Below are 25,244 nucleotides of genomic sequence, written 5' to 3' on the forward strand. Positions count from 1 at the left end.
CCTGATCGAGGCGCTGCCCGTTATGGACCCGTAGCCGGGCTGCCTGCCATCGCTGCCGCCCGGCAGGGTAGCGTCGACCTTGCCATGGAACTTGCCTACATTCCCAGCCCGTCGCGCGGGGTGCTGTACCTCGGCCCCGTCCCGCTGCGCGGCTACGCGTTCTGCATCATCATCGGTGTCTTCGTAGCCGTCTGGCTCGGCAACAAACGCTGGATCGCCCGGGGCGGGCGAGCCGGCACGGTGGCCGACATCGCGGTCTGGGCCGTGCCCTTCGGCCTCCTCGGCGGGCGTCTCTACCACGTGATCACGGACTACGAGCTGTACTTCAGCGAGGGCCGCGACTGGGTGGACGCCTTCAAGATCTGGGAGGGCGGCCTCGGTATCTGGGGTGCGATCGCGCTCGGCGCGCTGGGCGCGTGGATCGGCTGCCGCCGCCGGGGCATCCCGCTGCCCGCGTACGCCGACGCCGTCGCCCCCGGGATCGCCTTCGCCCAGGCGATCGGGCGCTGGGGCAACTGGTTCAACCAGGAGCTGTACGGGCGGCGGACGGATGTCCCCTGGGCCCTGGAGATCACGTCCTCCGCGGACGGGCGGATGCCGGGCACCTATCACCCGACGTTCCTGTACGAATCCCTGTGGTGCATCGGCGTCGCGCTGCTGGTGATCTGGGCCGACCGCCGCTTCAAGCTGGGGCGCGGGCGGGCGTTCGCACTGTACGTCGCCGCGTACTGCTCGGGCCGCGCGTGGATCGAGTACATGCGTGTCGACGATGCCCACCACATCCTGGGCCTGCGGCTGAACGTCTGGACCGCGCTGATCGTGTTCCTGCTCGCGGTGGCGTACCTCGTGGTGTCGGCGAAGAAGCGGCCCGGCAGGGAAGCCGTCGTCGAGCCGGGAGCGGCTTCCGTCGGCGGTGAGGCCGACGGTGAGGTCGAGGGCGGTACCGAGGCCGACGCCGGGAAGGCCGAGAGCGAGAAGGCCGAGGCGGACGCGTCGGACGCGGAGGACGGGAAGGAACCCAGCGACAAGGCCGAGTCGGCGACGAAGAAGACGTGACGCTCGGCTCTACGTGACGAGGGCGCTCGGGACTGTCCGGGCGCCCTCGTTGTGTGTCCGGCGTGGTCAGCGCCTGCGGGCCAGTGACAGGGTGCGCTGGGCCGCTGCCACCACCGCCGCGTCGATGAAGGTTCCGTCCCGCAGGGCCTGGGCGCCGTGTTCTGTCGCCGCTGCCTTGAGGATCGTCTCCGCCTGTTCCAGTTCCGCCTCCGTGGGGAGGTAGGCCCGTTCGATCACCGGGAGTTGGCGGGGGTGGATGGCCGCCCGGCCCCGGAAGCCCAGGGCGCGGCCGTGGGCGCAGGACGCCGCCAGGCCCTCCAGGTCGCGGATGTCCGGGTGGACGGACTGGGGCGGAGGGGGCAGTCCGGCTGCTCTGGCCGCCACGACGACGCGCGATCGGGACCAGTCGAGGCCCGCGTCCTCCTGTACGCCCAGGTCGGCCCGTAGATCCGCCTCGCCCAGGGAGATACCGCGCAGGGACGGATGGGCGGAGGCGATCGCGTAGGCGTGTTCGATGCCGACGGCTGTTTCGAGGAGGGCGTACAGCGGGGGTGTTCTGCCGAAGGTCTCCACGATGCAGGTGACCTGCTCGGCCGATGTCACCTTCGGGAGGCGGAGGCCGGAGACGCCCGGCAGGTGTGCCACCGCCCACAGGTCCGCCGGCGCCAGCGGACCGTCCAGGGCGTTCACCCGGACGTGGACGGGTACCGGTTGCGGCTGGGAGAGAAGCTCGGCGGTGGCCTCACGGGCGTACTCCTTGCGGTCGGGGGCGACCGCGTCCTCCAGGTCGATCACGACGACGTCCGCTCCGGAGACGAGCGCCTTCGCCACCACCGCGGGCCGGTCGCCCGGCGCGTACAGCCAGGTGAGGGGGCAGGCCGTCACAGGGCGCCCTCCTCGCGCAGGGCCGCCAGTTCGGTGGGGGTCAGGCCCAGGTCGGTGAGGATCTCGTCCGTGTCCGCGCCATGCGGGCGGCCCGGCCAGCGGATCGTGCCGGGGGTGGCGGAGAGACGGAAGAGGACGTTCTGCATGCGCAGGGGACCGAGTTCGGGGTCGTCGACGGTGGTGATCGTGCCGAGGGCCGCGTACTGGGGGTCGGTCATCACCTCGCGTACGTCCTGGATCGGGGCCACCGCGGCCTCCGCCTTCTCGAAGGCCGCGAGGACGTCGGCGCGGGTGTGGCGGGCGATCCAGTCGCCGACCGCCTTGTCCAGGACGTCGGCGTGGCGGGCCCGGTCGGCGCCCGTCGCGAACCACGGTTCGTCGATCAGGTCGGGGCGTCCCACCAGGTGCATCACGCGCTCGGCGATCGACTGGGCGGAGGTGGAGACGGCGACCCAGGTGCCGTCCGCGGTGCGGTAGGTGTTGCGTGGGGCGTTGTTGGCGGAGCGGTTGCCGGTGCGTTCCTGGACGTAGCCCAGTTGGTCGTACCAGGTCGGCTGGGGGCCGAGGGCCAGCAGCATCGGCTCGATGAGCGCCATGTCGACGACCTGGCCCTCGCCGGTGCGGTCGCGGGCGGCCAGTGCCGTCAGCACCGCGTACGCGGTCGCGAGGCCGGCGATCGAGTCGGCCAGGCCGAAGGGCGGGAGGGTCGGGGGCGCGTCCGGTTCGCCGGTGAGCGCGGCGAAGCCGCTCATCGCCTCGGCGAGGGTGCCGAAGCCGGGGCGGTGGGCGTAGGGGCCGAACTGGCCGAAGCCGGTGACGCGGGTGAGGATCAGGCGGGGGTTGGCGGCGGAGAGCTCCGGCCAGCCCAGGTCCCATTTCTCCAGGGTGCCCGGGCGGAAGTTCTCGATGACGACGTCGGCGGTCGCGGCCAGGCGGAGCAGGGTGGCGCGCCCGCCGGGCTTGGAGAGGTTGAGGGTGATCGTGCGCTTGTTGCGGCCGAGGACCTTCCACCACAGGCCTACGCCGTCCTTCGACGGGCCGTGGCCGCGGGAGGGGTCCGGTTTCGCGGGGTGCTCGACCTTGATGACCTCCGCGCCGAAGTCGCCGAGCATCGTGGCGGCGAGGGGGCCGGCGAAGAGGGTGGCGAGGTCGAGGACGCGCAGGCCGGTCAGGGGAGGGGCAGGGACGGTACGGAGAGGGGCAGGGGCAGGGGCAGGGGCGGTACGGGGCCGGGGGCCGGGCGCGGTCATGCGGCGTACCGCGCGTCGATCTCGGGCCGGTACGGCATCGACACCGAGGCGCCCTCCCGCTGCACCGACAGTGCCGCGGCCTCTGCCGCCCACGCCAGCGCCTCCCGCATCGGCCGTCCCTCGCCGAGGGCCACCGCGAGGGCGCCGACGAAGGTGTCGCCGGCGCCGGTGGAGTCGACGGCGGTGACCTTCGGCGCCGGGACGGTCACGGGGTCGGCGCCGCGGGTGGCGTACAGGCTGCCGGCCGCGCCCAGGGTGATGACGACCTCGGGTACCTGGTCGAGCAGCGCGATGGCCGCCTCCCGGGGTTCGGTGCGGCCGGTGAGGGTGGTGGCCTCGTGCTCGTTGGGGACCAACAGGTCGATGGCGGCGAGGAGTTCGTGGGGGAGCGGTTGGGCGGGCGAGGGGGTGAGGATTGTACGGACGCCGTGGCGGCGGGCCGCCTGCGCGCCGGCGAGGACCGCGGCCAGCGGGATCTCCAGCTGAAGCAGCAGCGTCTGGGCGGAGGCGATGACGCCCTCGTCGCCGGGGCTCAGATGGTCCAGCGTGCCGTTCGCGCCGGGGATCACGACGATCGCGTTGCCGCCCTCGTCGTCCACGACGATGTGCGCGGTGCCGGACGGGCCCTCGGCCGTGCGGAGGTCGTCGGTGTCGACGCCGGAGTGTTCGAGATTGGAGCGCAGACGGGTGCCGAAGGCGTCGTTGCCGACGGCGCCGATCATCGTGACGGTGCCGCCGGCGCGGGCCGCCGCGATCGCCTGGTTGGCGCCCTTGCCGCCGGGGATCGTACGGAACTCCCGGCCCGTCACGGTCTCCCCGCGTTGCGGGGCCTTCTCGACGTAGGTGACGAGGTCCATGTTCGTGCTGCCGAGCACGACGATGTCGGTCATGGGCGAGTGGCCTCCAAGGGGGCGAGGTCGTGGGGGAGGTCGTCGGTGAGTTCGTGGGTGAGTTGGGCCAGGGCGTCGAAGCCGGTGCCGTTGAAGTCGGCGACGGAGGTGGCGAGGCGGTTCTTGAGGGGGGCCGTCCAGCGGTCGGGGAGGGCGGCGGGGGTGCCGGTGAGGAGGGCGGCGATGCTGCCCGCCGTCGCGCCGTTGGAGTCGGTGTCCCAACCTCCTGATACGGCACGGCAGATGGAGCCGGTGAAGTCACCGTGGGCGTGGATGAGGGCGGCGGTGATCAGGGCGGTGTTGGGGATGGCGTGGACCCAGTGGTGGGTGGGGGAGTAGGTGGCGTGGAGTGCGTCGACGATCGTGTCGAAGTCGTCGTGGGATTGCGCCAGTTGGATGGCATGGCGGACGGCCTGGGACAGGCGGGAGTCCGGGGGGATCACCGTGAGGCCGGTGCTCAGGCAGGTGTGGATGGCGTGGGGGCCGGTCGCTGTCGCCGCCTGGGCGATGACGGCCGCCGTGAACATCGCCGCGTAGACGCCGTTCGCGGTGTGGGTGAGGGTGGCGTCCCGGTGCGCCTGTTCGGCCGCCGCGGCGGGGTTGCCGGGGTTGGTCCAGCCGTGGACGTCGGCGCGGATGAGGGCGCCGATCCATTCGCGGAAGGGGTTGCGGTGGCGGGCCGTGTGCGGGGGTTCGATGCCGAGGAGGAGGTTGCGGTGGGCGATGCGTTCGGCTGTGAAGGTGCGGCCTGGTGGGAGTTCGTCGAGCCAGAGGCGGGCTACGTCGGTGGTGGTGAAGGCTTTGCCGTGGCGCTGGATGAGGAGGAGGTTGAGGAGCGGGTAGTTGAGGTCGTCGTCCTCGGGCATGCCGTCGATGTTTTCGGCGAGGGAGGTTTTCGCTGAGCGGCGGTTCCAGGGGTATTCCGCGGCCAGTTCCTCGGGGACTCCTTTGGCGGTGAAGTACGTGGTCAGGGGCCAGTTGCCGGTTGCTGCGGCTAGTTGGCGGATGGCTTCGAGGGGGAGTTTTTCGACGGGTTTGCCCAGGAGGCAGCCGACTGCTCGGCCCAGCCAGGCGGCTTCCAGGCGGGCCTGGGTGAGGGTTGCTGTGGGGGTGGGGACGCTCGCTTGCGCCGGCGGGGTGCCGCCTCTCTTTGGGTCGGGAGCCGCCCTAGCGGCACGACTGCCCGCAGCCAGAGCTGGCCAGGCTGAGCAGCTGGCCCTGATCCGGGCCAGGTCGGTGGGTTCCTTGTCCTCTAACTTGCTTGGTAGATCGGCCAGTTCATCCAACAAGTCCTCTGCCAGTTGGCGCAGATAGCGCGACGCCGGTTCCGGTGACGCCCCCGCCCGCAGGGGCGCCTCCCCACCGCCCGCCGCCTTCCATCTCTCCGCGATCCTCGACGGCTCCCGGCCGTCCAGGGCTGCCTGTCGGAGTTCGTGGCCCAGGAGGTCCTCCGGTTGGACCCACGTCAGTCGGAGCATCCTCGGCCCTCCAGTGCGGTGAAGGCCGTCTCGTGCGCCCGGCGGCGGCGTACGTCCCGTTCGTGGATCTCCCTCGTCACCTCGGTCAGCGCGCGCGGCGGTTCCCAGAGGTCCAGGCGGCTGGCTTCCGCGACCGTCTTCGACCAGTCCTCCGGGGGCGGTGAGCCCAGGGCGCCGGACAGGGCGCCGGCCATCGTCGCGATCGAGTCGCAGTCCCGGCCGTAGTTCACCGCGCCCAGGACCGATGCGCGGTAGTCGCCGTTCGCCACGACCAGCATCCCCAGCGCGACGGGGAGTTCCTCGATCGCGTGCAGGCGGGAGGGGCGGCGGGCGCCGAGGGAGGGCTGCCGGTAGTCGGGGCCCACCGTGTCGTACGGGGTCACCGCCTCCCGGAGCGGAGTGAGGGCCGACTCGAAGTCCGTGTAGTGGCTTGCCACTTCGCAGACCTTCTCGATCGCCGCCCTCGTCCCGTCCTTCGCCAGGGACAGGCAGGCCGTGACGATCGAGTCCGGTGTCGCCCCGGGGGTGCACGCCGCCGCGACCGCCGCCGCGAAGACGCCCGCCGCCTCGCGGCCGTACGACGACTGGTGGGCGCCCGCGATGTCCAGGGCCTCGGCGTACGCGGCCCTGGGGTCGGCCGCGTTGACCAGGCCGACCGGGGCCATGTACATCGCCGCACCGCAGTTGACGATGTTGCCGACGCCCGCCTCGCGGGGGTCGATGTGGCCGTAGTGGAGGCGCGCCACCAGCCATTTCTCCGCCAGGAAGACGCGGTGGAGGGGGAGGGCCTCCGCCTCCAGTTCCGGGATCCAGCGCGGGGTCGTCATCAGGTCCGGGACCAGGTGGTCGGCGACGGCGTACGCGTCGAGGTGGTCGCGGACCGTGGCGTAGACGCGGACCAGTGCGTGCGTCATCAAGGTGTCGTCGGTGACGTGGCCGTCGCCCTTGTGGTACGGCGCGATGGGGCGGGCCGTGCGCCAGGCGTCGCCGTTCCAGGGGCCGACGATGCCGTGGACGCGGCCGCCGTGGCGCTGAAGGATCTGGTCGGGGGAGTAGCCCTCCACCGGGCCGCCGAGGGCGTCGCCGACCGCCGCGCCGACCAGGGCGCCGGTGATCCGCTCGTCGAGACGCGGACCACTGCTTTCTTCTGCTTTGGGCGTCATGCCCCGAATCATCCTCCTGGTCGGGCCGGTTGCGTGGCTTCCAGGAGTTCGGCGAGTTCGACCAGGTCCGTGCCGGTGAGCCGGGGGAGTACGCAACCGGAGAGGGTGCGGCAGGTGTCGCGCCAGGACGCCGGGATCGCCGTACCGCCGCCTAGTGCGCCTGTCAGCGCGCCCGCCAGAGCCGGCGCCGAGTCCGCGACCCGGGAGAGGCACGCGGCGGCGGGGACCGCTTCGGCGATACGGCCCTCTGCGGCGACCGCGAGGGCCAGGGCGACCGGAACCGTTTCCGCTGCCGCGATGCCGTAGCTGTAGACGTGGTCGACGATTTGGTGCTCGAGGAGGGGGATCAGGGCGAAGGCGCTGTCGGCGGCCTGGGCGAGCTTCAGCGCGTGGCGGGCGTTGCGGCCGATCTCCGTTTCCTCGGGGAGTTCGGTGAGTGCCGCTGCCACGCAGGCCGCGGTGTCCGCGCCGGTCAGGGCCAGCGCGAGGGCCGCCGCCATCGCCCTCGCGCCGTGTACGCCGTCGCCGTCCTGGGTGTAGCGGGCGTCGAACTCGGCGAGGTCGGCGGCGGCGCGGGGGTCGCCGGGGTGGGCTACGGCGAGGACACAGGCCCTTACGCAGGCCGCGTCGTCGAAGTAGTGCGGGTTGTCGTGGCCGGTGGCGGGTGGGCGCAGGCCGGTGGCGAGGTTGCCGAGGCCGGCGCGGACGGAGATGCGGGCGCGCAGGGGGAGGATGGCCGACTCGACCTCGGGGGCGCGGTCCGCCGCGGCGGCGACTTCGTCGGCTACGGCGGTCCAGGTCAGGTCGATCGCGGTTCGGGTGCGGCGTTCTCGGCTCAGGTCGCCCAAGGCGGTGTCGTCGCCGGCTCGTAGAACCGCTTCGGCTGCGAAGGCCGCCCATTCCGCGTCGTCGGAGGGGCCCAGGCGAAGGGGTTCGGGGGGTTGGTTGAGGGCGATGGGGACGGGGAGGGTGGTGGTTGCGTTCTGCTCGGCGAAGGTGTCGAGTTCGCGGGTGAGGCGGCGGGTCCAGTCGGGCATGCGGGCGGCTCTGTGGCGGGCGGCGGGCCAGCCGGCGGCGTCGCCTGCGGCCAGGCCCAGCAGGAGGCCTTCGACGCGGTTGCCCTCCGGGGGGTGCGCCGTGCCGGCCTCGGCTCCGCCTTCGGCCGGTCGTTTCCCACCCGCACCGACCGTGCGGCTCTCGTCCTCGCGTGCGGGTGGCCCCAGTGGGCCGTGCTCGCCGTCGGCGGTCGCGGGCTCGTTCGGTTGTGTGAGAGTCGTGCCGTCCGCGGCCGTGGGTTCGGGCGGCTGTGTGAGCAGCGTGGGCTCGGCTTCGGGGGCGGTTGTGGTCGGGGTGCCCTCGTCCCATGGGGTGGGCGGGGTCATCGTCGGGCTCCGGTGCGTGGCGTCGGCGCCTCAGCCGTTGTGAGCCCCCCCGTCACCCATTTCCTGTCCTCCCCCGGCACCAGCAACTCCGCCACGTCCAGCACGTGATGCCCGGCCATCGACGGCAGACAGCTCCCCCGCGCCGGCCCGATCGCCGCCGCCCACTCCGTCGGGATCGCCGTCGCCCCCTGCGTCGCACCCGCCAGCGCCCCCGCCACCGCGGCCGTCGTGTCCGCGTCCCGGCCCATGTTCACGGCCGTGAGGACCGCCTGGACGAAGTCGCCGTCCGCCGCCGCGTACGCCCCGAAGGCCAGCGCGACCGCCTCGGGGGCCAGGTCGGTCCAGGGGTAGCCGCCGATCACGACCGCGGAGCGGACCGCGCGTTCGCCGCGGTGGGCCACCGCCACGGCGCGGCGCAGGGAACGGGCCGTCCAGGAGTCGTCCGGGACCACCGCCAGGGCTGACGCGACCACCGCGATCGTCGGCGCCCCCGCCATCGCCGCCGCCACGCCCGCCGCCACCGCCTGGCCGCCGTAGATGCCCTCGCCGTCGTGGCTCACCGAGCCGTCGATGGCCACCAGGCGGGCCGCCTCGGCCGGGCGGCCCGCCGCGAAGACGCCGAAGGGGGCCGCCCGCATGGCGAGGCCGTCGCTCCAGGCGTGGCGGTGCTGGGCCGAGATGGGGGCCGCGAGGCCGCGGCGGAGGTTCTCCAGCGTGCCGCGTTCGCTGAAACCGGCGCCCCGGAAGGGGCCTTCCGAACGGTCCGCGATCCACTCGTGCCACGCCGTCTCCACATGGGCGGGGGTGAGAGCCGAGCCGTGGCGGGCGAGGAGGAGGCCCGAGAAGATCGCGTACTCGGTGTCGTCCGTGCCGGCCGGGTTGTCGGTGACGAATCCCGTGATGCGGCCCCAGCGGGCGCGGATCTCGGAGGGCTTCATGTTCTCCGCCGGGGCGCCCAGCGCGTCGCCGACCGCCAGGCCCAGCATCGCGCCGCGTGCCCGGTCGCGGAGTTCGGCGGCGTCCCCGGGCGCCGGGACCGAGGGAATGCAGGCGATGGATGGCATGCGCGGCCTCTCCTCCGGGGGCTCCGCCCAGGGCGCGGAGCCCTTTGCGGATGTGTCCCACCGTCGGCGGTTGACCAGAGCCTCGAAGGCCTCAGTGTCACCCAGTCGACATCTGTGCGGGGCCAGCTACGAATGAGCGTTCTAGGGAAAACCGCAGGTTAGCCCAGCCTTTCCTTGCTGGCGGGGCGGAATTTCCGGGCGTAGATTGAGTGCTGTCCAAGAGTAGAAACTGTCTAAAGACAGCCTTACCTGAGCTTCCTGGGGGACCCTCATGGCCATCATCGAGACCGAAGCGCCGCTGCACGAGGCGCACCGTGACAACCACACGCACCGGGATGTGAACGGCGGCTGGCTGCGCCCCGCCGTCTTCGGCGCGATGGACGGTCTGGTCTCCAACCTCGCCCTGATGACCGGCGTCGCGGGCGGGGCCGTGGGTCACCAGACCATCGTGCTGAGCGGGCTCGCCGGGCTCGCGGCCGGCGCCTTCTCCATGGCCGCCGGCGAGTACACCTCCGTCGCCTCGCAGCGCGAGCTCGTCGAGGCCGAGCTGGATGTCGAGCGGCGGGAGCTGAGAAAGCACCCCAAGGACGAGGAGGCCGAGCTCGCGGCGCTCTACGAGGCTCGGGGTGTCGAGCCGAAGCTCGCGCAGGCCGTCGCCGAGCAGCTCTCCCGTGATCCCGAGGTGGCCCTGGAGATACATGCCCGCGAGGAGCTCGGCATCGACCCCGGCGATCTGCCCTCGCCGCTGGTAGCGGCCGTGTCGTCGTTCGGGTCGTTCGCGCTGGGGGCCCTGCTGCCCGTACTGCCGTATCTGCTCGGCGCCACCGCGCTGTGGCCGGCGGTGCTGCTCGCGCTCGCCGGGCTCTTCCTGTGCGGTGCGGTCGTGGCCAAGGTGACCGCGCGGACCTGGTGGTTCAGCGGACTGCGGCAGCTCACGCTCGGTGGTGCCGCGGCCGGTGTGACGTACGCCCTGGGCAGCTTGTTCGGAACGGCCGTAGGATAGTTCGGCTGGAACTTATGCGTTGGGCCGCATAAGTAGCCGTTACTCGCTGGTTTCGAATGCTTAACCACCGGGCATGAGCCGTAAGCGCTGCGGGCAATGACGCCTGCGGCGCACTCGCGGGGTGGGCGACGCCGCCTCCTCCGCCCTCGGACCGACGGGCATAGACCTGTCACGCTCGGTCCCCCACATACTTCAAGCCATGTGCGCGGAACCACCTACGCAAGCGCGTGGCGTCCGCATGTTGGAACGGGTTATCCCGGTTCCCGAGAACCGTTCCATCATGTAACCTGCACGAAATTTTGCGATCACGCAGAGGGCCAACGTCGTCCCTCGGCACCTTGCATATGCCACATGACGACGACGGGAGAGCCGATGCGTACGCCGCGCCAGCCGTCCCAGCACTCCGCGAATGGCCAGAACTGGTCGTTCATGGATGCTCGCCCTGCTGCGCAGGGTATGTACGACCCCCGCAACGAGCGCGACGCCTGTGGCGTCGGCTTCGTGGCCACCCTCACCGGCGAGGCGAGCCATGCGCTGGTCGAGCAGGCGCTGACCGTTCTGCGCAACCTGGAACACCGCGGTGCCACCGGCTCCGAGCCCGACTCGGGTGACGGCGCCGGCATCCTCTCCCAGGTGCCCGACACCTTCTTCCGGGAGGTGGCCGGATTCGAACTGCCCGAGGCCGGTGCGTATGCCGTCGGTATCGCCTTCCTGCCGGAGGACGGGGCCCAGGACGCCGTCTCGCAGATCGAGACGATCGCGTCCGAGGAGGGGCTGACGGTTCTCGGCTGGCGCGAGGTTCCCGTCGCCCCCGAGCTGCTGGGCGCCACCGCCCGGTCGACGATGCCCGTCTTCCGCCAGGTCTTCGTGGCGGACGGTTCCTCGAAGGACATCGCCCTCGACCGCAAGGCCTTCGTGCTGCGCAAGCGCGCCGAGCGCGAGGCCGGTGTCTACTTCCCGTCGCTGTCGGCCCGCACGATCGTCTACAAGGGCATGCTGACCACGGGTCAGCTGGAGCCCTTCTTCCCGGACTTGTCCGACCGCCGCTTCGGCTCGGCCGTCGCCCTCGTCCACTCGCGCTTCTCGACGAACACCTTCCCGTCGTGGCCGCTCGCGCACCCGTACCGCTTCGTCGCGCACAACGGTGAGATCAACACCGTCAAGGGCAACCGCAACTGGATGGTCGCCCGCGAGTCGCAGCTCGTCTCCGACCTGCTCGGCGCCGACGACAAGGCCCTCGAGCGCATCTTCCCGGTGTGCACGCCGGACGCCTCCGACTCCGCGTCCTTCGACGAGGTGCTGGAGCTGCTCCACCTCGGTGGCCGCTCCCTGCCGCACTCCGTGCTGATGATGATCCCGGAGGCGTGGGAGAACCACGACTCCATGGACCCGGCCCGACGCGCCTTCTACCAGTACCACTCCACGATGATGGAGCCCTGGGACGGCCCGGCCTGTGTCACCTTCACCGACGGCACCCAGGTCGGCGCCGTTCTCGACCGCAACGGCCTGCGCCCCGGCCGCTACTGGGTCACCGACGACGGCCTCGTCGTCCTCGGCTCGGAGGTCGGCGTCCTCGACATCGACCCCGCCAAGGTCGTCCGCAAGGGCCGCCTGCAGCCCGGCAAGATGTTCCTCGTCGACACCGCCGAGCACCGCATCATCGAGGACGACGAGATCAAGGCGCAGCTCGCCGCCGAGGCCCCCTACGCGGAGTGGCTGGAGGCCGGCGAGATCGAGCTGTCCGACCTGCCCGAGCGTGAGCACATCGTGCACACCCACGCCTCGGTCACCCGCCGCCAGCAGACCTTCGGTTACACCGAGGAGGAGCTGCGCATCATCCTCGCGCCGATGGCCAAGGCCGGTGCCGAGCCGATCGGTTCGATGGGCACCGACTCGCCGATCGCCGCGCTGAGCGACCGCCCGCGTCTGCTCTTCGACTACTTCACCCAGCTGTTCGCGCAGGTCACCAACCCGCCGCTGGACGCCATCCGCGAGGAGCTCGTCACCTCGCTCAGGAGCTCCCTCGGCCCGCAGGGCAACCTGCTGGAGCCGACGGCCGCGTCCTGCCGTAGCGTCACGCTGCCGTTCCCGGTGATCGACAACGACGAGCTGGCCAAGCTCATCCACATCAACGCCGACGGCGACATGCCGGGCTTCAAGGCCGCGACCCTCTCCGGCCTGTACCGGGTGCACGGCGGCGGTGACGCCCTCGCCGCGCGCATCGAGGAGATCTGCGCCGAGGCCGACGCCGCCATCGACAACGGCGCCCGGCTGATCGTCCTGTCGGACCGCCACTCGGACGCCGAGCACGCGCCGATCCCGTCGCTGCTGCTCACCGCGGCCGTCCACCACCACCTCATCCGCACCAAGCAGCGCACCCACGTGGGCCTGCTGGTCGAGGCCGGTGACGTCCGCGAGGTCCACCACGTCGCCCTGCTCATCGGCTACGGCGCCGCCGCCGTCAACCCGTACCTGGCGATGGAGTCCGTCGAGGACCTGGTCCGCGCGGGCACCTTCCTCTCGGACATCGAGGCCGAGCAGGCCATCCGCAACCTGATCTACGCCCTCGGCAAGGGCGTGCTGAAGGTCATGTCCAAGATGGGCATCTCGACGGTCGCCTCCTACCGCGGTGCCCAGGTCTTCGAGGCCGTCGGTCTCGACGACGCCTTCGTCGAGAAGTACTTCAACGGCACGGCCACCAAGATCGGCGGCGTCGGCATCGACGTCATCGCCAAGGAGGTCGCCGCCCGCCACGCCAAGGCGTACCCGGCCTCCGGCATCGCGCCCGCGCACCGCGCCCTCGACATAGGCGGCGAGTACCAGTGGCGCCGTGAGGGCGAGCCGCACCTGTTCGACCCGGAGACGGTCTTCCGTCTCCAGCACTCCACGCGCACCGGCCGCTACGACATCTTCAAGAAGTACACGGACCGCGTGAACGAGCAGTCCGAGCGGCTGATGACGCTCCGCGGGCTCTTCGGCTTCAAGTCGGACCGGCAGCCGATCTCCATCGACGAGGTCGAGCCGGCCAGCGAGATCGTCAAGCGCTTCTCCACCGGCGCCATGTCGTACGGCTCCATCTCCAAGGAGGCGCACGAGACCCTCGCCATCGCCATGAACCAGCTGGGCGGCAAGTCCAACACCGGTGAGGGCGGCGAGGACCCGGAGCGTCTGTACGACCCGGCGCGCCGGTCGAGCATCAAGCAGGTCGCCTCCGGCCGGTTCGGTGTCACCTCCGAGTACCTGGTCAACGCCGACGACATCCAGATCAAGATGGCCCAGGGCGCCAAGCCCGGTGAGGGCGGTCAGCTGCCCGGCCACAAGGTCTACCCGTGGGTCGCCAAGACGCGTCACTCGACGCCGGGCGTGGGCCTGATCTCCCCGCCGCCGCACCACGACATCTACTCCATCGAGGACCTGGCCCAGCTGATCCACGACCTCAAGAACGCGAACCCGCAGGCGCGGATTCACGTCAAGCTGGTCTCCGAGGTCGGCGTCGGCACGGTCGCCGCGGGTGTGTCGAAGGCGCACGCGGATGTCGTCCTGATCTCCGGTCACGACGGTGGTACGGGTGCCTCCCCGCTCACCTCGCTGAAGCACGCCGGTGGTCCCTGGGAGCTCGGCCTCGCCGAGACCCAGCAGACGCTGCTGCTCAACGGCCTGCGCGACCGCATCGTCGTGCAGACCGACGGCCAGCTGAAGACCGGTCGTGACGTCGTGATCGCCGCGCTGCTCGGCGCCGAGGAGTTCGGTTTCGCGACCGCGCCGCTCGTCGTCTCCGGCTGCGTCATGATGCGCGTCTGCCACCTGGACACCTGCCCGGTCGGCATCGCCACCCAGAACCCGACGCTCCGCGACCGGTTCTCCGGCAAGGCCGAGTACGTCGTGAACTTCTTCCAGTTCATCGCCGAAGAGGTCCGCGAGATCCTCGCCGAGCTGGGCTTCCGCACCATCGAGGAGGCCGTCGGCCACGCCGAGGCGCTCGACGTGACCCGCGCGGTCGACCACTGGAAGGCGCAGGGTCTGGAGCTGGCCCCGCTGTTCCACGTGCCGGCGCTGCCCGAGGGCGCGGTGCGCCACCAGCTGATCGAGCAGGACCACGGCCTGGAGAAGGCGCTCGACAACGAGCTGATCAAGCTCGCCGCCGACGCCCTCGCCGCCGACTCGGCGACCGACGCCCAGCCGGTGCGCGCCCAGGTCGCGATCCGCAACATCAACCGCACGGTCGGCACCATGCTCGGCCACGAGGTGACGAAGAAGTTCGGTGGCGCGGGCCTGCCCGACGACACCATCGACATCACCTTCACCGGCTCGGCGGGCCAGTCCTTCGGTGCCTTCCTCCCGCGCGGTGTCACGCTGCGCCTGGAGGGCGACGCCAACGACTACGTCGGCAAGGGCCTCTCCGGCGGCCGTGTCATCGTCCGCCCGGACCGGGGCGCGGACCACCTCGCCGAGTACTCGACGATCGCGGGCAACACGATCGCGTACGGCGCGACCGGCGGTGAGCTGTTCCTGCGCGGTCGTACGGGTGAGCGGTTCTGTGTCCGCAACTCCGGCGCGACGGTCGTCTCCGAGGGCGTGGGCGACCACGGCTGCGAGTACATGACCGGCGGTCACGCGGTGGTCCTCGGCGAGACGGGCCGCAACTTCGCGGCCGGTATGTCCGGCGGTATCGCGTACGTCATCGACCTCGACCGCGACAACGTCAATGTCGGCAACGTGAACGCCGTAGAGGCTCTGGACGACGCCGACAAGCAGTGGCTGCACGACGTGGTGCGCCGCCACCAGGAGGAGACCGGCTCCACGGTCGCCGAGAAGCTGCTCGCCGAGTGGGACACCGCCGTGGACCGCTTCAGCAAGATCATCCCCAGCACGTACAAGGCAGTGCTCGCCGCCAAGGACGCCGCCGAGCGAGCCGGTCTCTCCGAGACCGAGATCACCGAGAAGATGATGGAGGCGGCGACCAATGGCTGATCCCAAGGGCTTTCTCAACCACGGCCGCGAGGTCGCCAAGTCCCGTCCCGTCGACGTGCGCCTGAAGGACTGGAACGAGGTCTACGTCCCCGGCTCCCTGCTGCCGATCATCAGCAAGCAGGCCAGCCGCTGCATGGACTGCGGCATCCCGTTCTGCCACAACGGCTGTCCGCTGGGGAACCTGATCCCCGAGTGGAACGACTACGCCTACCGCGAGGACTGGGAGGCGGCGTCGGAGCGCCTGCACGCGACCAACAACTTCCCGGAGTTCACCGGTCGCCTCTGCCCGGCCCCCTGTGAGTCGGCGTGCGTGCTCGGCATCAACCAGCCGGCCGTCACCATCAAGAACGTCGAGGTCTCGATCATCGACAAGGCGTGGGACAGCGGTGACGTCGCGCCGCAGATCCCGGAGCGCCTGTCCGGCAAGACCGTCGCGGTCATCGGGTCCGGCCCCGCCGGTCTCGCCGCCGCACAGCAGCTCACGCGGGCCGGCCACACCGTCGCCGTCTACGAGCGCGCGGACCGTATCGGCGGCCTCCTCCGGTACGGCATCCCCGAGTTCAAGATGGAGAAGCGGCACATCAACCGCCGTATCGAGCAGATGCGCGCGGAGGGCACCCGCTTCCGTACCGGCATCGAGATCGGCCGCGACCTCAAGGCGACCGACCTGAAGAAGCGGTACGACGCCATCGTCATCGCCGCCGGTGCGACGACCGCCCGTGACCTCCCGGTCCCCGGCCGCGAACTCAAGGGCATCCACCAGGCCATGGAGTACCTGCCGCTGGCCAACAAGGTCCAGGAGGGCGACTTCGTGACGCCCCCGATCTCGGCCGAGGGCAAGCACGTCGTGGTCATCGGCGGTGGCGACACCGGCGCCGACTGCGTGGGCACCGCCCACCGCCAGGGCGCGGCCTCGGTGACGCAGCTGGAGATCATGCCCAGGCCGAGCGAGGACCGTGCCGCGCACCAGCCGTGGCCGACCTTCCCGATGCTCTACAAGGTCACGTCCGCGCACGAGGAGGGCGGCGAGCGGGTCTACTCCGTCTCCACCACCCACTTCGAGGGCGACGAGGACGGCAACGTCCAGTGGCTGCACCTCACCGAGGTCGAGTTCATCGAGGGCAAGCTGACCCCGAAGCCGGGCACCGAGCGCAAGATCCCCGCCCAGCTGGTCACCCTCGCCATGGGCTTCACGGGCACCGACCGCGAGAACGGCCTGGTCGAGCAGTTCGGCCTGGAGCTCGACGAGCGCGGCAACATCGCCCGCGACGCCGACTTCCAGACCAACGTCCCGGGCGTCTTCGTCGCCGGTGACGCGGGCCGCGGCCAGTCCCTGATCGTGTGGGCGATCGCGGAGGGCCGCTCGGCCGCCCGCGGCACCGACCGCTTCCTGACCGGCGCCAGCGAGCTGCCGGCGCCGATCCGGCCGACCGACCGCTCGCTGATGGTCTGACGGCTCGACAAGTGACCTGACGGCCACTCAAAAAACGTCCCGTACAACGGCGTACGGAACACAGACGGCGCCTGCCCACAGTCCCCGACCGGACGACTGGGCGGGCGCCGCCGCTTGTACTCCTCCGCCGTCCAGGCCGCCGTAAGACCGGGGGCCAGGCCCTCGGGGGGCGGGGTCCGAGGGGACCAGGAATCAGACGACCGCGGCGACGGCGACGGGGACGGCCGCGAAGCGCAGGACGCCGATACGTCTGCCTGGGCCGATCCTCAGCCCGTCAGTTCCGAGACCTTCGCGACCGCGACCACCGCCAGCAGCACCAGTACGCCCACGCAGGCGGCCGCCTGGATCAGGGCCTGGCGCGGCCCGCGCGGGGCGTAGGCGTAGGCGAGCGTGACCGCGGCCCCCGTCAGCAGTCCGCCGAGATGGCCCTGCCAGGAGGTGAGGCCCGCGGAGAGCAGCAGCCACAGCAGCAGGAACGTCATGAAGCGATTGACCGTGCGCATGTCCGCGCCGATCCGGCGGGCGAGGACGTAGTACGCGGCGCCGAGGCCGAATATCGCGCCCGACGCACCGACCGACTCCACGTGCGCGTCGGTGAGCAGCAGCTCGAACACCGAACCGCCCAGCGTCGCCAGCAGGTAGAGCACGATGTACCGGACCCGGCCCAGCATGGGTTCCACGACCCGGCCGAGCTGCCACAGCGAGAGCATGTTCATCACGATGTGCAGCAGCCCGAAGGTGCCCTCCGTCGGCGGCGTGTGGAGGAACCCGCTGGTCAGCAGCCGGTCCCACTGTCCGGCGACCACTCCCTCGGCGTGGAAGTCCGACGGGTGGCCGGGCTCGTAGAGGTAGTAGCCGCCGTCCGGCCCGACCAGCCGGGCGCTGAGCATCGCGAACCGGTCCAGGATCTCCGGGCGCACCACCTCGGCCAGATAGGCGAGGACGTTGAGCCCGATGAGCACGGAGGTCACGAGAGGCGTCGCGGCGATCCGTCCGCCCACGAGCGTGCGGGCCTGCCGCACCGACCGCGCGCCCTCCCTCACACACTCCACGCACTGGTGTCCGACGGCCGCCTCCCGCATGCAGTCCGGGCAGATGTACCGGTCGCAGCGGGTGCAGCGGACGTGGGACTCCACCTTGGGGTGGCGATAGCAGGTCGTGACGGTGGGCCGGGTGGACTCGGGCTGGGTGGACTGGGGCTGGGTGGACTCGGATGGGGTGGACTCGGGCTCCACAGCCGGCTCCTCGATGGGGACGGGACGAACGGTGAGCCGGTGGGGACGGCGGCGAACAAAATAGCGAACACCTGTGGGTGGAGGGAGAGGCGGGGCCCATGGTGCCGTAGCCTCGGCAGCCGCACGATGCACGAGGGGGAGAGCATATGGCCGCGATCAGTCTCAGCAAGGTCGAGGAGACCGCGCCCGCGCTGGTCAGCCTGTACAAGAGCGCCGGGGAGTCGCTGCGCAAGCACCGGCTGGACGGGGTGCGGGCCGCGGTCTATCTGGTCGTCGACTACTCCGGGTCGATGAAGCCGTACTACAAGGACGGCAGCGTGCAGGCGCTGGCCGACCGGGTGCTCGGGCTGTCGGCGCACATCGACGACGACGGGACCGTGCCGGTGGTGTTCTTCTCCACCGACGTCGACGCCGTCACCGAGATCGCCCTGGCCGACCATCAGGGGCGGATCGAGCGGATCGTGGCCGGCCTCGGACACATGGGCAAGACCAGCTACCACCTCGCCATGGACGCCGTCATCGACCACTACCTGGACAGCGGGCCGAAGGACCCCGCCCTGGTCGTCTTCCAGACCGACGGTGGGCCCATCAACAAGCTCGCCGCGGAACGGTACCTGTGCAAAGCGGCTCCGCTCCCGCTGTTCTGGCAGTTCATCGGCTTCGGGGACGCGACCAGCCGGCAGTTCGACTTCCTGCGCAAGCTCGACGAGCTGGCGGTGCCGGACAAGCGGGTGGTCGACAACGCCGGTTTCTTCCACGCCGGCTCGGATCCGCGGACCGTCGCCGACGCCGAGTTGTACGACCGCCTGGTCGGGGAGTTCCCGCAGTGGCTGGCGGCGGCGCGGGCGCGGGGGATCGTACGGCCGACCTGACTCACCCGGCGGTGCGGATCACCCGGCCGGGTGGATCTCCCGGCGACGGGTTGCCGTCGGCCGTCTGCTCGCCCCGTTGGCTCAGCCGGTACGCCCGTGTAACCCTGTGGTTGATCCGACGGGGAGGCGACGACGTATGGACGGCGCACGATCGGGGAACGACGGCACAACGGCGAGGCGGTCCGCCCCGCCCGGCAAGGGCGAGAGGATCGCCGACTGGGCCGACGGGCGGCTCGGGCTGTACGCGCTGGCCAAGGCCAACATGCGCAAGGTCTTTCCGGACCACTGGTCGTTCATGCTGGGCGAGGTCTGCCTCTACAGCTTCCTCGTGCTGATCCTCACCGGCGTCTACCTCACCCTGTTCTTCGACCCGAGCACCAACGAGGTCGTCTACAACGGCACCTACGAGCCCCTCAACGGCGTCCTGATGACCAGGGCGTACGAGTCCACCCTCGACATCAGCTTCGACGTGCGCGGCGGGCTGCTGATGCGGCAGATCCACCACTGGGCGGCGCTGGTCTTCGTCACCGGCATGCTCGTGCACATGATGCGGGTGTTCTTCACCGGCGCCTTCCGCAAGCCGCGCGAGCTCAACTGGGTGTTCGGCTGGACCCTGCTGATGCTCGGCATCATCACCGGCCTGACCGGCTACTCCCTCCCCGACGACCTGCTGTCCGGCACCGGCCTCAGGTTCGCCCACGGCGCGATCCTGTCCATCCCGATCGTGGGGACGTACGTGGCGTTCTTCCTCTTCGGCGGGGAGTTCCCCGGGGAGGACTTCATCGCGCGGCTGTACCCGATCCACATCCTGCTGCTGCCCGGGATCATGCTCGGCCTGGTGGTCGCCCATCTGATCCTGGTCTTCTACCACAAGCACACGCAGTACCCGGGCCCCGGCCGCGACGAGAAGACGGTCGTCGGCATGCCCTTCCTGCCGGTGTACATGGCCAAGGCGGGCGGCTTCTTCTTCCTCGTCTTCGGCGTGCTGGCGCTCATGGGCGGCATCGCCAGCATCAACCCGGTGTGGGCGTTCGGCCCCTACCGCCCGGACATGGTGACCACGGGTGCCCAGCCCGACTGGTACCTGGGCTTCTCCGAGGGGCTGATCCGGGTGATGCCGGGATGGGAGCTCAACGCCTGGGGCCACACCCTGGAACCGGGCGTCTTCATCCCCTTCTCGCTCTTCCCGCTGATCCTGCTCGCCATCGGCCTGTATCCCTTCCTGGAGGCGTGGATCACCGGCGACAAACGCGAGCACCACATCCTCGACCGGCCGCGCAACATGCCCGTACGCACCGGCCTCGGCGCGGCCTGGCTGAGCCTGTACGCGGTGCTGCTGATCGGTGGCGGCAACGACATCGTGGCCACGCATCTCCATCTGTCCATCAACGCGATCACGTGGTTCGTGCGGGTCTCGGTCTTCGTCGTGCCGGTCGTCACCTTCTTCCTGACCAAGCGCATCTGTCTCGGGCTGCAGCGCCGGGACCGGGACAAGGTGCTGCACGGCAGGGAGACGGGCACCATCAAACGGCTCCCGAACGGCGAGTACATCGAGATCCACGAACCCCTCTCGCAGGCGCAGCTGTTCACCCTCACCCAGCACGAGGAGCACCCGCCGTACGAGATCGGCCCGCTCGTCGACGCGAACGGCGTCCGGCGCAGGGTCAGCCCGACGCAGCGGGTGCGGGCCAGGCTGGCGCGGGCGATGTTCGGGCCGCGGACGCGGATCGCCAAGCCGACGGTGGAGGAGTACCGCGAGCTCACCAGCGGCGATCACCACTGAGGGTGCGGGCAGCGAGCACGTCGGCTCTGCATCCGTCCGGGTCGCCCCAGGCGGTGCGCAGGGCGCGGGCCTTGGTCAGCCACAGCGACAGGTCGTACTCCGCCGTGTAGCCGATCGCGCCGTGCAACTGCAGCGCCGTACGGGCGGTGGCGTACGCCGCCTCGCAGGCGGTGGCCTTGGCGGCGGCGACGTCGGCGGGCGCCATGGTGAGGGCGGCGCCGAACAGGAGGGGGCGGGCGAACTCCAGGGCGATCTTCGCGTCGGCGAGACGATGCTTGACCGCCTGGAACGAGCCTATGGGGGCACCGAACTGGGTGCGCTGCTTGACGTGGGCGACCGTCTTGTCGAGAAGCGCGAGACCGACGCCGAGAGCCTGGGCGGCGGTGGTGAGGCGGGCGTAGGCCAGGGCGTGGGTGGTGGGCGGGTCGGGGCTGAGGAGCTCGCCGCCGGGATTGAGGGGGGTGAGGCGGCGGGCCGGGTCCAGGGAGGGGCGTACCGGGCCGTGACCGGGGGAGAGGTGCAGGCCTTGGGGAGTGAGGGCCAGGTGGGTGGTGGCCACGTCGCCGTCCAGGGCGTACGGCGCTGTCCACGCCAGCGTCGCCACCGCCTCGCCCGTCGCCAGCGCCGGCAGGAGCCGCTTGGCCGGGCCGGGATCCGGTAGGCCGGCCAGCAGGGTCGCTGCCGTGACCGTTTCCACCAGCGGTCCCGGTACCGCATGGCGCCCCAACTCCACGAAGGCAACGGCGAGTTCGAGGGGGCGAGGGCCCAGCCCTTCGTACGCCTCAGGAACGGCCAGCGCGAACACTCCCGCTTCGGCGATACGGGACCACAGCGCGCGGCCCCGCGCATGCTCGCCCCGGCTCCAGTCCCGTACGGCCGACGGCGTGTCCGCAGCCGTCAGCATCATGTCCAACGAATCGGCGAACGCCCGCTGCTCGGCGTCCAGGAGGAACCGCATCAGCGAGGTCCCTTCGGCAGCCCGAGCAGCCGCTCGGCGATGATGTCGCGCTGGATCTCGTTCGTCCCGGCGTAGATCGGGCCGGCGAGGGAGAAGACGTACCGCTCGGACCAGTCGGTGCCGGCCACCTCGCCCTCTGCGCCCAGCAGATCGAGCGCCGTCTCGTGCAGCGCGATGTCGTACTCCGACCAGAAGACCTTGTTCAGGCTGGACTCCGGGCCGATCGACTCGCCGTCGAGGAAGCGGGCGGCGGCGGCGAAGGTGAAGAGCTGGTAGGCGCGGGCGCCGATCAGGGCGTCGGCCACGCGGTTCTTGGTGCTCTCCGGGCTGCCCTGGGCCTGCCAGAGCCGGTGCAGCCGGTCGGCGCTCGCGAGGAACCGGCCGGGGGAGCGGAGCATCAGGCCGCGCTCGTTGCCCGCCGTCGACATCGCGATGCGCCAGCCCTGGCCCGGCTCGCCGATCACGTCCTCGTCCGGCACGAACACCTCGTCCAGGAACAGCTCGGCGAAGGCGGGCTTGCCGTCGAGGCGGGCGATGGGGCGGACCGTGACACCGGGGGCGTGCAGGTCGAACATCAGGTACGTCAGGCCCTGGTGGGGCTTCGGGGCGTCCGGGTCGGTGCGGAACAGGCCGAACGCGCGGTCGGCGAAGGCCGCGCGCGACGACCAGGTCTTCTGGCCGGACAGCAGCCAGCCGCCCTCCGTGCGGGTGGCCCTGGACCTCAGGGACGCCAGGTCGGAACCGGCCTCCGGCTCCGACCACGCCTGCGCCCAGATCACCTCGCCGGTGGCCATGGGAGGGAGCACCCGGGCGCGTTGCTCCTCGGTGCCGTGATCGAAGAGGGTCGGGGCGAGGAGGCTGATCCCGTTCTGGTTGACGCGGCCGGGGGCGCCCGCCGCGTAGTACTCCTCCTCGAACAGCAGCCACCGCACGAGCGTGGCGTCCCGGCCGCCGTACGCCGTCGGCCAGTTCACCACCGACCAGCGGTCCGCCGCCAGTTCGGCCTCCCACGCCCGGTGCGCCGCGAATCCCTCCCCGGTCTCCAGGGACGGGAGCGGATCGGGCGGCACATGCGCGCGCAGCCAGGCGCGGGCCTCGGCGCGGAACGCCTCGTCGGCGGCGGAGTGGGTGAGGTCCACGGTCGCCCTCCCTCCTCACGAGTTCTTCCCTAACAAGTGTTTGGTAGGTTAGCGTGCTGCTATGACAAACGTCGAGGCGCCGGCGTACGTTCCCGGGCACGGACTGCTCCGCGGGCGCACCGCCGTCATCACCGCGGCGGCGGGCGCGGGCATCGGCGGCGCGACCGCGCGCCGCTTCCTCGAAGAGGGTGCGCGCGTGCTGATCAGCGACGCGCACGCGCGGCGACTGAAGGAGTACGAGGCGCAGCTGGCCCGGGAGTTCGAGGGCGCGGTGGCGTCCGCGGTGTGCGATGTCACCGACGAGACGCAGGTGCAGGCGCTGTTCGACGCCGCCGTACAGGAGCACGGCCGGCTCGACGTGGTCGTCAACAACGCGGGTCTCGGCGGGACTTCACCGCTCGTCGACATGGCCGACGAGCAGTGGGCGCGGGTGCTGGACGTGACGTTGAACGGCACATTCCGGTGCGTGCGGGCGGCGCTCCGGCTGTTTCGCGCGGACGGGCGTGGCGGCGTGATCGTCAACAACGCCTCCGTCGTCGGCTGGCGCGCCCAGGCCGGGCAGGCGCACTACGCGGCCGCGAAGGCGGGCGTGATGGCGCTGACCCGGTGCGCCGCGATCGAGGCGGCCGAGTACGGGGTGCGGGTCAACGCGGTGTCGCCGAGCCTCGCCATGCACCCGCACCTGGCGAAGGTGACGACCCCCGAGCTGCTGGAGGAACTGACCGCGCGCGAGGCCTTCGGGCGGTACGCCGAACCCTGGGAGGTGGCCAACGTGATCGTCTTCCTGGCGTCCGGCTACTCCTCGTACATGACGGGAGAGATCGTCTCCGTCAGCAGCCAGCACGCCTAGGACGACAATGGACCCGTGCCGACCAAGAAGAAGCCCCAGGTGACCGCCGCAGCCGCCAGGCGCCGCGAACTCCTCGACACCGCCGCCGAGGTCTTCGCCGAGCAGGGCTACAACGCCACCACCGTACGCAAGATCGCCGACCACGCGGGCATGCTCGCGGGCAGCCTCTACTACCACTTCGACTCCAAGGAGTCGATGCTGGAGGAGATCCTGCGGTCCTTCCTCGACGAGCTGTGGAGTGGCTACGACGCCGTCCTGGCGGCCGAGCTGGACCCGCGCGAGACGCTTCAGGCGCTGGTCACCGAGTCGTTCCGGGAGATCGACCGGCACCGTGCCGCCGTCGCGATCTACCAGAAGGAGAACAGACAGCTGGTGGCGCAGGAGCGGTTCGCGTTCCTCGCCGAGTCGCAGCGCAAGTTCGAGAAGGCGTGGCTGTCCACGCTGGAGCGCGGGGTCGCGGCCGAGGTGTTCCGGTCCGACCTCGACGTCCGGCTCACCTACCGGTTCGTGCGGGACACGGTGTGGGTCGCCGCGTCCTGGTACCGGCCCGGCGGACAGCACAGCCCGGAGGAGATCGCCCGGCAGTACCTGTCGATGGTGCTGGACGGGATCGCCGTACGCACATGACTCATCGGGGAATATGGGGAGTTGCCATGGCCGAGGCCTACATCGTCGAAGCGGTCCGTACGCCCGTCGGGCGGCGCGCAGGAGGGCTCAGCGGGGTCCATCCGGCCGACCTGGGCGCGCATGTGCTCAAGGAACTCGTCTCGCGCGCGGGCATGGACCCGGCCGCCGTCGAGGACGTCGTCTTCGGCTGCCTGGACGCCGTGGGGCCGCAGGCCGGCGACATCGCGCGGACCTGCTGGCTGGCGGCCGGGCTGCCCGAGGAGGTGCCGGGGGTGACCGTGGACCGGCAGTGCGGGTCCTCGCAGCAGGCCGTGCACTTCGCGGCGCAGGGCGTGCTGTCCGGCACCCAGGACCTGGTGGTCGCGGGCGGCGTGCAGAACATGTCGATGATCCCCATCGCCTTCGCCACCCGGCAGGCCGCCGAGCCGCTGGGGCTGACGGCGGGTCCCTTCGCGGGCAGCGAGGGCTGGCGGGCGCGGTACGGGGAGAAGCCCGTCAACCAGTTCGTGGGCGCCGAGATGATCGCCGCGACGTGGGGGATCAGCCGGCAGGACCAGGAGGAGTTCGCACTGCGCTCGCACCGGCGGGCGCTGCGGGCGATCGACGAGGGCCGCTTCGAGCGGGAGGTCGTGCCCTACGGCGGGGTCGCCGTCGACGAGGGGCCGCGCCGGGACACCTCCCTGGAGAAGATGGCCGGGCTCAAGCCCGTCATCGACGGTGGCACCATCACGGCCGCCTGTTCCTCGCAGGTCTCCGACGGCGCGGCGGCGATGTTGCTGGCCTCGGAGCGGGCGGTGCGCGAGCATGGGCTCACGCCCCGGGCCCGGGTGCACCACCTCTCGGTGCGCGGTGAGGATCCCATCCGCATGCTCACCGCCCCCATCCCCGCCACCGCCCACGCCCTGAAGAAGACCGGCCTGACCATCGACGACATCGACCTCGTGGAGATCAACGAGGCCTTCGCTCCGGTCGTCCTGGCGTGGCTGAAGGAGACCGGCGCGGATCCGGAGAAGGTCAATGTCAATGGCGGTGCGATTGCTCTGGGGCATCCGCTGGGGGCGACCGGGGTGAAGCTGATGACGACGCTGCTGCACGAACTGGAGCGGACGGGGGGTCGGTTCGGGCTTCAGACGATGTGCGAGGGCGGGGGGCAGGCCAATGTGACGATCATCGAGAGGCTGTAGC

The 25,244-nt window shown here is 71.1% G+C and carries 19 protein-coding genes; 9 read left to right on the plus strand and 10 right to left on the minus strand.

Features of this window, described 5'->3' with window-relative positions; genetic code table 11:
* The first annotated feature begins 84 nt into the window (after positions 1-84).
* Positions 85-1,056 (plus strand): prolipoprotein diacylglyceryl transferase, encoded by a 972-nt coding sequence (gene lgt, locus QQM39_RS34185; protein WP_302001422.1) that lies wholly within the window; start codon positions 85-87, stop codon positions 1,054-1,056.
* A gap of 66 nt (positions 1,057-1,122) precedes the next feature.
* On the opposite strand, the gene QQM39_RS34190 is transcribed toward lgt, so the two are convergent.
* The 7 genes from QQM39_RS34190 to QQM39_RS34220 are packed head-to-tail and all read right to left on the minus strand — an operon-like array spanning position 1,123 to position 9,168.
* Positions 1,123-1,941, minus strand: coding sequence for a CoA ester lyase (locus QQM39_RS34190; RefSeq protein ID WP_302001423.1), 819 nt, complete (start codon positions 1,939-1,941; stop codon positions 1,123-1,125).
* A complete protein-coding gene (locus QQM39_RS34195; protein WP_302001424.1) occupies positions 1,938-3,191 on the minus strand; it encodes a CaiB/BaiF CoA-transferase family protein in 1,254 nt (417 codons plus the stop codon). The genes QQM39_RS34190 and QQM39_RS34195 overlap by 4 nt, the downstream gene beginning before the upstream one ends.
* The gene (gene rbsK / locus QQM39_RS34200) at positions 3,188-4,081 is read right to left on the minus strand and encodes a ribokinase (protein WP_302001425.1); all 894 of its coding nucleotides are present in this window, start codon (positions 4,079-4,081) and stop codon (positions 3,188-3,190) included. The genes QQM39_RS34195 and rbsK overlap by 4 nt, the downstream gene beginning before the upstream one ends.
* Entirely contained in the window at positions 4,078-5,559 is a 1,482-nt protein-coding gene (locus tag QQM39_RS34205) for an ADP-ribosylglycohydrolase family protein (RefSeq protein WP_302001426.1), read from the minus strand. Before QQM39_RS34205 ends, rbsK begins: the two co-directional genes overlap by 4 nt.
* The gene (locus tag QQM39_RS34210; RefSeq protein WP_302001427.1) at positions 5,547-6,722 is read right to left on the minus strand and encodes an ADP-ribosylglycohydrolase family protein; all 1,176 of its coding nucleotides are present in this window, start codon (positions 6,720-6,722) and stop codon (positions 5,547-5,549) included. Before QQM39_RS34210 ends, QQM39_RS34205 begins: the two co-directional genes overlap by 13 nt.
* 8 nt (positions 6,723-6,730) lie before the next feature.
* Positions 6,731-8,104, minus strand: a complete 1,374-nt coding sequence (locus QQM39_RS34215) for an ADP-ribosylglycohydrolase family protein (protein WP_302001428.1) — start codon at positions 8,102-8,104, stop codon at positions 6,731-6,733.
* Positions 8,101-9,168, minus strand: a complete 1,068-nt coding sequence (locus QQM39_RS34220) for an ADP-ribosylglycohydrolase family protein (RefSeq protein ID WP_302001429.1) — start codon at positions 9,166-9,168, stop codon at positions 8,101-8,103. Before QQM39_RS34220 ends, QQM39_RS34215 begins: the two co-directional genes overlap by 4 nt.
* 271 nt (positions 9,169-9,439) lie before the next feature.
* Here QQM39_RS34220 and QQM39_RS34225 point away from each other — a divergent pair, with 271 nt between their 5' ends.
* From QQM39_RS34225 to QQM39_RS34235, 3 genes are all read left to right on the plus strand, one after another.
* A complete protein-coding gene (locus QQM39_RS34225; RefSeq protein ID WP_302001430.1) occupies positions 9,440-10,171 on the plus strand; it encodes a VIT1/CCC1 transporter family protein in 732 nt (243 codons plus the stop codon).
* A gap of 372 nt (positions 10,172-10,543) precedes the next feature.
* A complete protein-coding gene (gene gltB / locus QQM39_RS34230; RefSeq protein ID WP_302003828.1) occupies positions 10,544-15,142 on the plus strand; it encodes a glutamate synthase large subunit in 4,599 nt (1,532 codons plus the stop codon).
* Positions 15,135-16,595 (plus strand): glutamate synthase subunit beta, encoded by a 1,461-nt coding sequence (locus tag QQM39_RS34235; RefSeq protein ID WP_302001432.1) that lies wholly within the window; start codon positions 15,135-15,137, stop codon positions 16,593-16,595. Before gltB ends, QQM39_RS34235 begins: the two co-directional genes overlap by 8 nt.
* Positions 16,596-16,861: 266 nt before the next feature.
* Here QQM39_RS34235 and QQM39_RS34240 read toward each other — a convergent pair whose 3' ends face one another.
* On the minus strand, positions 16,862-17,830 hold the full coding sequence (locus QQM39_RS34240; RefSeq protein WP_302001433.1) for a rhomboid family intramembrane serine protease: 969 nt from the start codon (positions 17,828-17,830) through the stop codon (positions 16,862-16,864).
* Between the two features lie 146 nt (positions 17,831-17,976).
* On the opposite strand from QQM39_RS34240, the gene QQM39_RS34245 reads away from it, so the two are divergent.
* Positions 17,977-18,702, plus strand: coding sequence for a VWA domain-containing protein (locus QQM39_RS34245; RefSeq protein ID WP_302001434.1), 726 nt, complete (start codon positions 17,977-17,979; stop codon positions 18,700-18,702).
* Positions 18,703-18,838: 136 nt separating this feature from the next.
* Positions 18,839-20,485 (plus strand): cytochrome bc complex cytochrome b subunit, encoded by a 1,647-nt coding sequence (locus QQM39_RS34250; RefSeq protein WP_302001435.1) that lies wholly within the window; start codon positions 18,839-18,841, stop codon positions 20,483-20,485.
* Here QQM39_RS34250 and QQM39_RS34255 read toward each other — a convergent pair.
* Positions 20,463-21,443, minus strand: a complete 981-nt coding sequence (locus tag QQM39_RS34255) for an acyl-CoA dehydrogenase family protein (protein ID WP_302001437.1) — start codon at positions 21,441-21,443, stop codon at positions 20,463-20,465. The two genes, QQM39_RS34250 and QQM39_RS34255, sit on opposite strands and share 23 nt — an antisense overlap.
* Positions 21,443-22,582, minus strand: coding sequence for an acyl-CoA dehydrogenase family protein (locus tag QQM39_RS34260; protein ID WP_302001438.1), 1,140 nt, complete (start codon positions 22,580-22,582; stop codon positions 21,443-21,445). Before QQM39_RS34260 ends, QQM39_RS34255 begins: the two co-directional genes overlap by 1 nt.
* Positions 22,583-22,643: 61 nt before the next feature.
* On the opposite strand from QQM39_RS34260, the gene QQM39_RS34265 reads away from it, so the two are divergent.
* Genes QQM39_RS34265 through QQM39_RS34275 form a run of 3 tightly spaced genes read left to right on the plus strand, consistent with a single transcriptional unit; the run spans position 22,644 to position 25,243 of the window.
* Entirely contained in the window at positions 22,644-23,432 is a 789-nt protein-coding gene (locus tag QQM39_RS34265) for an SDR family oxidoreductase (RefSeq protein WP_302001439.1), read from the plus strand.
* A gap of 15 nt (positions 23,433-23,447) precedes the next feature.
* On the plus strand, positions 23,448-24,059 hold the full coding sequence (locus QQM39_RS34270) for a TetR/AcrR family transcriptional regulator (protein WP_302001440.1): 612 nt from the start codon (positions 23,448-23,450) through the stop codon (positions 24,057-24,059).
* Between the two features lie 26 nt (positions 24,060-24,085).
* Entirely contained in the window at positions 24,086-25,243 is a 1,158-nt protein-coding gene (locus QQM39_RS34275) for an acetyl-CoA C-acetyltransferase (protein WP_302001442.1), read from the plus strand.
* Position 25,244 lies beyond the last annotated feature (1 nt).

Source organism: Streptomyces sp. DT2A-34 (assembly GCF_030499515.1).
Lineage (GTDB): Bacteria > Actinomycetota > Actinomycetes > Streptomycetales > Streptomycetaceae > Streptomyces.

What these genes read in the sequence shown, in the direction of transcription:
- lgt (WP_302001422.1), top strand. Translation starts at nt 85, where the DNA reads ATGGAACTTGCCTACATTCCCAGCCCGTCGCGCGGGGTGCTGTACCTC.
- QQM39_RS34195 (WP_302001424.1), bottom strand. Translation starts at nt 3,191, where the DNA reads ATGACCGCGCCCGGCCCCCGGCCCCGTACCGCCCCTGCCCCTGCCCCT.
- rbsK (WP_302001425.1), bottom strand. Translation starts at nt 4,081, where the DNA reads ATGACCGACATCGTCGTGCTCGGCAGCACGAACATGGACCTCGTCACC.
- QQM39_RS34205 (WP_302001426.1), bottom strand. Translation starts at nt 5,559, where the DNA reads ATGCTCCGACTGACGTGGGTCCAACCGGAGGACCTCCTGGGCCACGAA.
- QQM39_RS34210 (WP_302001427.1), bottom strand. Translation starts at nt 6,722, where the DNA reads ATGACGCCCAAAGCAGAAGAAAGCAGTGGTCCGCGTCTCGACGAGCGG.
- QQM39_RS34215 (WP_302001428.1), bottom strand. Translation starts at nt 8,104, where the DNA reads ATGACCCCGCCCACCCCATGGGACGAGGGCACCCCGACCACAACCGCC.
- QQM39_RS34220 (WP_302001429.1), bottom strand. Translation starts at nt 9,168, where the DNA reads ATGCCATCCATCGCCTGCATTCCCTCGGTCCCGGCGCCCGGGGACGCC.
- QQM39_RS34225 (WP_302001430.1), top strand. Translation starts at nt 9,440, where the DNA reads ATGGCCATCATCGAGACCGAAGCGCCGCTGCACGAGGCGCACCGTGAC.
- gltB (WP_302003828.1), top strand. Translation starts at nt 10,544, where the DNA reads ATGCGTACGCCGCGCCAGCCGTCCCAGCACTCCGCGAATGGCCAGAAC.
- QQM39_RS34235 (WP_302001432.1), top strand. Translation starts at nt 15,135, where the DNA reads ATGGCTGATCCCAAGGGCTTTCTCAACCACGGCCGCGAGGTCGCCAAG.
- QQM39_RS34245 (WP_302001434.1), top strand. Translation starts at nt 17,977, where the DNA reads ATGGCCGCGATCAGTCTCAGCAAGGTCGAGGAGACCGCGCCCGCGCTG.
- QQM39_RS34250 (WP_302001435.1), top strand. Translation starts at nt 18,839, where the DNA reads ATGGACGGCGCACGATCGGGGAACGACGGCACAACGGCGAGGCGGTCC.
- QQM39_RS34255 (WP_302001437.1), bottom strand. Translation starts at nt 21,443, where the DNA reads ATGCGGTTCCTCCTGGACGCCGAGCAGCGGGCGTTCGCCGATTCGTTG.
- QQM39_RS34265 (WP_302001439.1), top strand. Translation starts at nt 22,644, where the DNA reads ATGACAAACGTCGAGGCGCCGGCGTACGTTCCCGGGCACGGACTGCTC.
- QQM39_RS34275 (WP_302001442.1), top strand. Translation starts at nt 24,086, where the DNA reads ATGGCCGAGGCCTACATCGTCGAAGCGGTCCGTACGCCCGTCGGGCGG.